Consider the following 5,648-nt stretch of genomic DNA (forward strand, 5'->3'; position numbering starts at 1 on the left):
TTATTTACATGAGACTGTAGTTAGTAAAGCCATGCATAAAAAAAATATTGAAAAATAATTCATCATAGAAATTTATTCATTATTTGCGTGCACTAGACGAAGAATTAAATTGATTTAATTGACTAGGAATTGAAGTGCTGTTCCTCGGAATATTAACTGTATTTCCTCCTTGTATCTGTTGCCATAATCCCGCTTGTCCAACTACATCAGTCGGAAAGGAAGGGCCTGCAGTGTATGGGTCAGGCATTCCGCCAGCGCTAAGCGCATTACTTGTTCGAGTAGCGCAAGTGTCAAGCGGATTGGGTACGACACCTAATATCCAAGGAGGCAAATTTGTTAGTTGACTTGATAAATAGGAATTAATTGCTGCTTCTTGATCTTGTGTAGTGTTGATAATTATTACATTTGTATTTCTATCAGGAGCCATTTTAGCCAAATAATCAGTTAAATCGCTTCCTAGCTCGTCATGAGTTCCAAAGCTATATACACCACGCCCTGTTGTTGCAATCGCTGTATGCCCAAATGGATTACCCGACGTCGGCCCATTAATAATAACAGCCGTATCTAATCCAGAAGGATCAATGTTATTTATTGGATTGTTCTGAACATAGGTGTAAGTATTAACGCCCCCACTCAACCCAATCGGGTCGCTTTGGAGATACCGCCCAATCCCCGGATCGTAATACCGCTGCATATTGTAATGCCAGCCGCTTTCCCAGTCATAGTATTGGCCGGGCAGACGCAGGTTTTGTACCGTGCCGGCATGGGTAACCGTGGCTTTGCCGAAGGGGTCGTAGTCGACGGCCCAGATTATTTGCCCCTGTTGATTCGTCAGTTTCAGCGGCGCGCCGAGGTGGTTGTCGTGGTAATAGCGGATTTCGCGCTGGCCTTGGCTTTCGTCTATGCGGACCAGCGGTTGACCGTCCAGGTAGACGTAGTGGTGACGGCCAAGGTTGTTAAATGCTTTTAAGTAACCGGTTTCGCTGAGCAGCCGGTGTTCGCTGTCGTAACCGTATTGACTGAATTCCCCTTGGGTGAGTTTGCGAATGCGGCGGCCTAAGGTGTCGTAGTCGTAAAATGCCAGGCGAGGTAGTCTCAGCCTCTCTACGCGTTGGTCCGTGCTGTAACTCGCCCTGCGCCCCTGGCCTTCGATGATGTTGCCCTGTTGATCGGTCGTGTACCACGTCCTGTTGCCGTTGCGCTCGATGCTGATCAGTTTTTGGCTGGCCAAATCATATTGGTAACCGGTATGGACGCTGTCGACATCCAGGCCGGTGCGGTTACCGACGGCGTCGTAGGCGTAATTTTGCGCTTGGTAGCTCAGATTGCTGCCCAACGCGCCGGTCAGGCGGCCCAGTGCGTCATAAGTGTAGGTTTCCTGTTTAGTCGTGCCGGTGTCGTCGCTTTGAATACTGAGATTGCCGGCCAAGTCGTATTGGTAGTCTTGCATGAACACGCCGCCAGCGGTTTCTGCGCTCAGGCGGTAGTCGGCGTCGTAACTTCGGCTCATGCTCAAGCCATTGCCGTATTCCAGACTTTGTAGCGGACCGAACGGCAGGTGCGCAACGTTGTCCGCCAGCACACTGACGACACCGTTTTCGACCGCCCGCACTTGACGGGTTTGGCCGGCGGCATCGTATAGCGCTTGAATGTTGCGGTCGGCAAATTGCATGATGCCGGTGAGGTGGGTCTCGGTGATTTGACCGTCGCCGTTGTAGGCATATTGTTCGGCACTGACGGTGCTCTCGCTGTAATGATCGTAAACGGTATGTGCCGTCAGGTTGCCGCGCAAATCGAATTGCTGCCGGGTTTCCATGTCGCCGCTGCGGGTGCCGGTCAGCCGGCCAATTTGGCCGGCCAAGCCTTGGGCCGTGCCGTCGTAGCTATTGACCACATCGGCCAAGGTGTAGGAGTAATCGATGCTCAGCAAGCGATTGAGGGCATCGTATTGGTAAGTGGCGGTGACGCCGCCGGCAGCGATTTTTTGCGCCAGATTGCCGGCATTGTCGTAGCTGTATTGGCTGATGCCGGTGTTGGGACTGTCCAGTTGCGTGAGGTCGCCGAGGCCGTTGTAGCTGTAAACGGTGCCGTGGTTGTTGGCGTCGGTGACTTGTACCAGCCTGTCCAGGGCGTCGTAACGCGATAAGGTGCGCCGATAGGATGTGCCGACGTAAGGAGGCGCATCTGTCGCGACCGTTGCGCCTCGCATAGCTCGGCACAACCTATGCAGTCTGCTGCGCACCTTATCGCGTTAATTCTAATCTGAGTGGTCTTGCCATGGGTGTTAGGATAGATCATGTTTGCTTGATTGCAAGACCTGACCCCGTAGCCCAACAGCGGCATCACAAGCAGGATTAGCGGCACAGGCAGCAAGTATTGCTGGAACAGCTAACCCTTGAGGATCGGTGTATCGAAGGGGATTGTTATAAACATAGGTGTAGGTATTAATGCCCCCATGTCGTCGTTATTTCTTCCTTAGCACTTTCCACCCAAACAGTATCAAGAGATAAATGCTGGCTGTAGCTATACGCCCCAAAGGCTTTACAAAAAAACCAACTTCACTATCAGGCTGGAAAAATGGTTCTTTTAACCAAGAACCAAGCGGCCAGTAATAAAGCTGCTGTAAGTAAAACCATATCAGCCCCCTATTTGGGTCAAAGTGTTCAAGTATATTGAATACGATAGGCCAAAGAATAATTAGGCTCAACCAAATATAAGTAAATATATTCATGGCTTTCACCTTCAATGGCGTGGCTGTGAATTTAGGAGCTTATTGTATTCGCCCCTTAAAGCATCGGCGAAGTCTTGGCAATTTTGTCCAGCAAGACAATAGGATTGGTCAGACCACTGCGGCTCTATGTTTTTAAGCGCCTGTCTCATCAACTCATCGTCATAGACTGGGCCAAAAAACGAATATTGTTCGCGCTTATGATTACGATCAGAACGAACGTCACCGGTTTCACCGCAAAGCTTCGGACCTAAGCCACTTCCATCGCCAGCAAAAAATCCGACATTATCATTAGGATAGTCGTCGAACCATAGTTGCTCATGAGCCTTCTGAAGGTTAGATGAACCGTTTGGAACATCACCGGGAGAAAAACTATTGTTTCCATCACCCAAGGGCCTATATCCGAACTGAGCTAAACCGTAAGGATCGATATACCGTAACGGATTGTTTGAAACATAGGTGTAGGTATTAATGCCCCCCAAATATTCTCCCTTTTTTTAGTTGTTAAGGCCAAGAATTAGCTTCATTGCATGCGTTTCTAATAATTTTATCTCTAGGTTCGGAAAAAGTTGTCAAAATGCGAGATTTATCTTCATTAGGTTTTTCAGGGAGTTTTAAACCTTCCTTAATTATAGGCTCAATATCAAATCCGCCAATCAAGTGATAGCGAAATTGAGGCAACTGTATATTGTATTCTGTTGCTATTCCTAAGATGGTTATTTCATCATTGTCTTTTCCGTAGCTAAAGCCATACGCCTTAGAACTCCCCCCGCCAGGGATAAACCATGTGCATACTAAATGTTTTTCCCCTGCCTTAATCTTTCCTTTAAGCGGCTTTACGACCTCTACTTGAATGATGGCAATTGACAATACCTCACCAGAATCAGTTATATACCCATTTTCTATTGTTTTGTATCCTGCCTTTTTTCCCAAAAAAATGGTATCCGACTCAGGGACAATCGATGATCTAATTGTCTCTAAAAAGTCGTTATAATCAGCTTGTGCAACACAAGAAAATAGTAAAACAATACTTATAAATAAATAATAATGTTTACCTGAAATTGCGTTCATACATTTCCCTATATTTTGTCTTTAATTGCTCACTTACGTCATAGACTTTATTGAATTGATCTGGCGTAAATTCTGGTTTCTTATCAAAGGCGATCGCTTCAAACAAATAGGCATCCGCCTCATCAAACGATAGCCGATAGGATGTGCCGACGTAAGGAGGCGCATCTGTCGCGACCGTTGCGCCTCGCATAGCTCGGCACAACCTATGCAGTCTGCTGCGCACCTTATCGCGTTTCGCCAACCTCACGGCTGACAACGCTCTCTTAGGGATAAAAAAAGAAGGGTTGCAACGCGAGATCGAGGCCCTGGAGCAAGAGAAATGGCAACGCTTGGGACAGGATGCTTTCGTTAGCGATGAAAGACCTTTGGAGACCGGCAACCCGGCGGGTAAGGTTCGAACCGTGGTGGTGGACAGAGGGCAGCAAGGGCCGTCCTTGCGGATGTAGGCCGGTGGCCTTCGGGCATGGCGGAACCGGGAAAGGTTCCGCCAATACATTCAAGGTTACTTCCCTTTGCCGTCCTGCGTTTGCAACTGCCAAGCATCAGGTTCATTACAGGCATTTCTAGTTACATTGTCACTTGCCTCAACTATTTCAAATATCAAATTCCAATCCTTAATTGGTTTGCTTCTTAATTTCAAGGCTTTAGAAAGCTCTTTTTCAATGCCGGTCGAAGCCCTGATATATCGATAGGTGCTTGGTAATTGAATATTTAAACCCGTATCAATTCCAAAGAAAATAAGTTCTTGGCCGATTCTAAAGTTAAAATCGTGTTCAGTTCTATCAAACCAAGTACAAACCAAACGCTTTTCATTTTCTATAACCCGCCCTCTATATTTTTTTATAACTTCGACTTCAAGCATGCCTATATGCTTTGCTCCGGTTCCGACTATAAGTCCGCGATCAATTTCTCTTTTTTCCAATATCCTGCCAACAAAAACTGTATCAGTCTGCTTAACAGCACGATTTACAGCATGTTGTAAGGACTCGTAGGGATACTTTGAATGAGCGTTGCCTGATATTAAAAAACACAAAACCATTAAGAATATTTTTATCACTTAAATACCCCATTGGTTTGGTTGCGATAGTATTGTATTTGCTCCGGCGATAAGTTCGGATAATCGGACTGAAGCTGTTCTGGTGTTGGAATCGAGGTTCCGAAAGCCTTATTTTCCAGAAGAAAAGCATCCATCTCAGAATAATTTAGAGGTGCGGAGTGAGATACCTCATGCAAAACTGTTGACTCTAATGGCCCGCATTTTTTCGCATTAAATGCATTTCTTAAATAAATAGTTGGGTCATTATTTGCCGCACAGTAATTCTTGGCCTTATCAGGTTTTCGGCATTGGAATGTTGTGTTATCCAGCGTTTTGGATACTTCGTTTCCAATACCTTGTTGATTAGCTGCATTCTGTGCAGCAGCAACTGCATCAGCAATTTGTGCGCACTGAGATACTGAACAGTTCAAGGTGTCATAGAGCCCAAGTGGATCAATGCGGTTTACTGGGTTATTCCGAACATAGGTGTAAGTATTAATGCCGCCACTCAACCCAATCGGATCGCTTTGAAGATAGCGCCCGATAGCCGGATCGTAATACCGCGCCATATTGTAATGTAAGCCGGTTTCCTGGTCGTAGTATTGGCCGGGGAAGCGCAGGTTTTGGGTGATGGCTGGGTTAACCGGCGTGGCTTTGCCGAACGGGTCGAGTTGGGCGCTCCAGCTGATTTGTCCTAAATGGTTGCTGGTTTTGATCGGTGTGCCAATCGGGTTGTTGTGGTAATACACGACATTCCAGTTGGCGACGTCGCCGTAATAGTCGTAGTCCCGATAATCAACCCGAGCCAAGGGT

8 protein-coding genes are annotated in these 5,648 nt (G+C 46.8%); 1 reads left to right on the forward strand and 7 read right to left on the reverse strand.

What is annotated here, in order from left to right:
* Positions 1-79: 79 nt before the first annotated feature.
* The 5 genes from NP590_RS20130 to NP590_RS20150 form a co-directional block, all read right to left on the reverse strand.
* Entirely contained in the window at positions 80-2,209 is a 2,130-nt protein-coding gene (locus NP590_RS20130; protein ID WP_256604532.1) for an RHS repeat-associated core domain-containing protein, read from the reverse strand.
* A gap of 255 nt (positions 2,210-2,464) precedes the next feature.
* Positions 2,465-2,731 (reverse strand): hypothetical protein, encoded by a 267-nt coding sequence (locus NP590_RS20135; RefSeq protein ID WP_256604533.1) that lies wholly within the window; start codon positions 2,729-2,731, stop codon positions 2,465-2,467.
* Between the two features lie 11 nt (positions 2,732-2,742).
* Positions 2,743-3,210, reverse strand: coding sequence for an RHS repeat-associated core domain-containing protein (locus tag NP590_RS20140; protein WP_256604534.1), 468 nt, complete (start codon positions 3,208-3,210; stop codon positions 2,743-2,745).
* A gap of 22 nt (positions 3,211-3,232) precedes the next feature.
* Positions 3,233-3,799 carry a hypothetical protein gene (locus tag NP590_RS20145; RefSeq protein WP_256604535.1) on the reverse strand — a complete coding sequence of 189 codons (567 nt, stop codon included), beginning with the start codon at positions 3,797-3,799 and terminating at the stop codon, positions 3,233-3,235.
* Positions 3,780-3,989, reverse strand: coding sequence for a hypothetical protein (locus NP590_RS20150; protein ID WP_256604536.1), 210 nt, complete (start codon positions 3,987-3,989; stop codon positions 3,780-3,782). The genes NP590_RS20145 and NP590_RS20150 overlap by 20 nt, the downstream gene beginning before the upstream one ends.
* A 94-nt stretch (positions 3,990-4,083) precedes the next feature.
* Here NP590_RS20150 and NP590_RS20155 point away from each other — a divergent pair, with 94 nt between their 5' ends.
* The gene (locus tag NP590_RS20155; RefSeq protein WP_256604537.1) at positions 4,084-4,245 is read left to right on the forward strand and encodes a hypothetical protein; all 162 of its coding nucleotides are present in this window, start codon (positions 4,084-4,086) and stop codon (positions 4,243-4,245) included.
* Positions 4,246-4,301: 56 nt separating this feature from the next.
* Here the strand turns inward: NP590_RS20155 and NP590_RS20160 are convergent, their stop codons facing one another.
* Together NP590_RS20160 and NP590_RS20525 are read right to left on the reverse strand one after the other, a co-directional pair.
* Positions 4,302-4,856 (reverse strand): hypothetical protein, encoded by a 555-nt coding sequence (locus tag NP590_RS20160; RefSeq protein WP_256604538.1) that lies wholly within the window; start codon positions 4,854-4,856, stop codon positions 4,302-4,304.
* Positions 4,853-5,648, reverse strand: a 796-nt coding sequence (locus tag NP590_RS20525) for an RHS repeat-associated core domain-containing protein (protein ID WP_305888751.1), incomplete at its 5' end; no start/stop codon positions are given. The genes NP590_RS20160 and NP590_RS20525, both read right to left, overlap by 4 nt.

The sequence above is a fragment of the Methylomonas subterranea genome, from assembly GCF_024505185.1.
GTDB classification, from domain to species: domain Bacteria; phylum Pseudomonadota; class Gammaproteobacteria; order Methylococcales; family Methylomonadaceae; genus Methylomonas; species Methylomonas subterranea.

What these genes read in the sequence shown, in the direction of transcription:
- NP590_RS20130 (WP_256604532.1), bottom strand. Translation starts at nt 2,209, where the DNA reads ATGCGAGGCGCAACGGTCGCGACAGATGCGCCTCCTTACGTCGGCACA.
- NP590_RS20135 (WP_256604533.1), bottom strand. Translation starts at nt 2,731, where the DNA reads ATGAATATATTTACTTATATTTGGTTGAGCCTAATTATTCTTTGGCCT.
- NP590_RS20145 (WP_256604535.1), bottom strand. Translation starts at nt 3,799, where the DNA reads ATGAACGCAATTTCAGGTAAACATTATTATTTATTTATAAGTATTGTT.
- NP590_RS20150 (WP_256604536.1), bottom strand. Translation starts at nt 3,989, where the DNA reads ATGCGAGGCGCAACGGTCGCGACAGATGCGCCTCCTTACGTCGGCACA.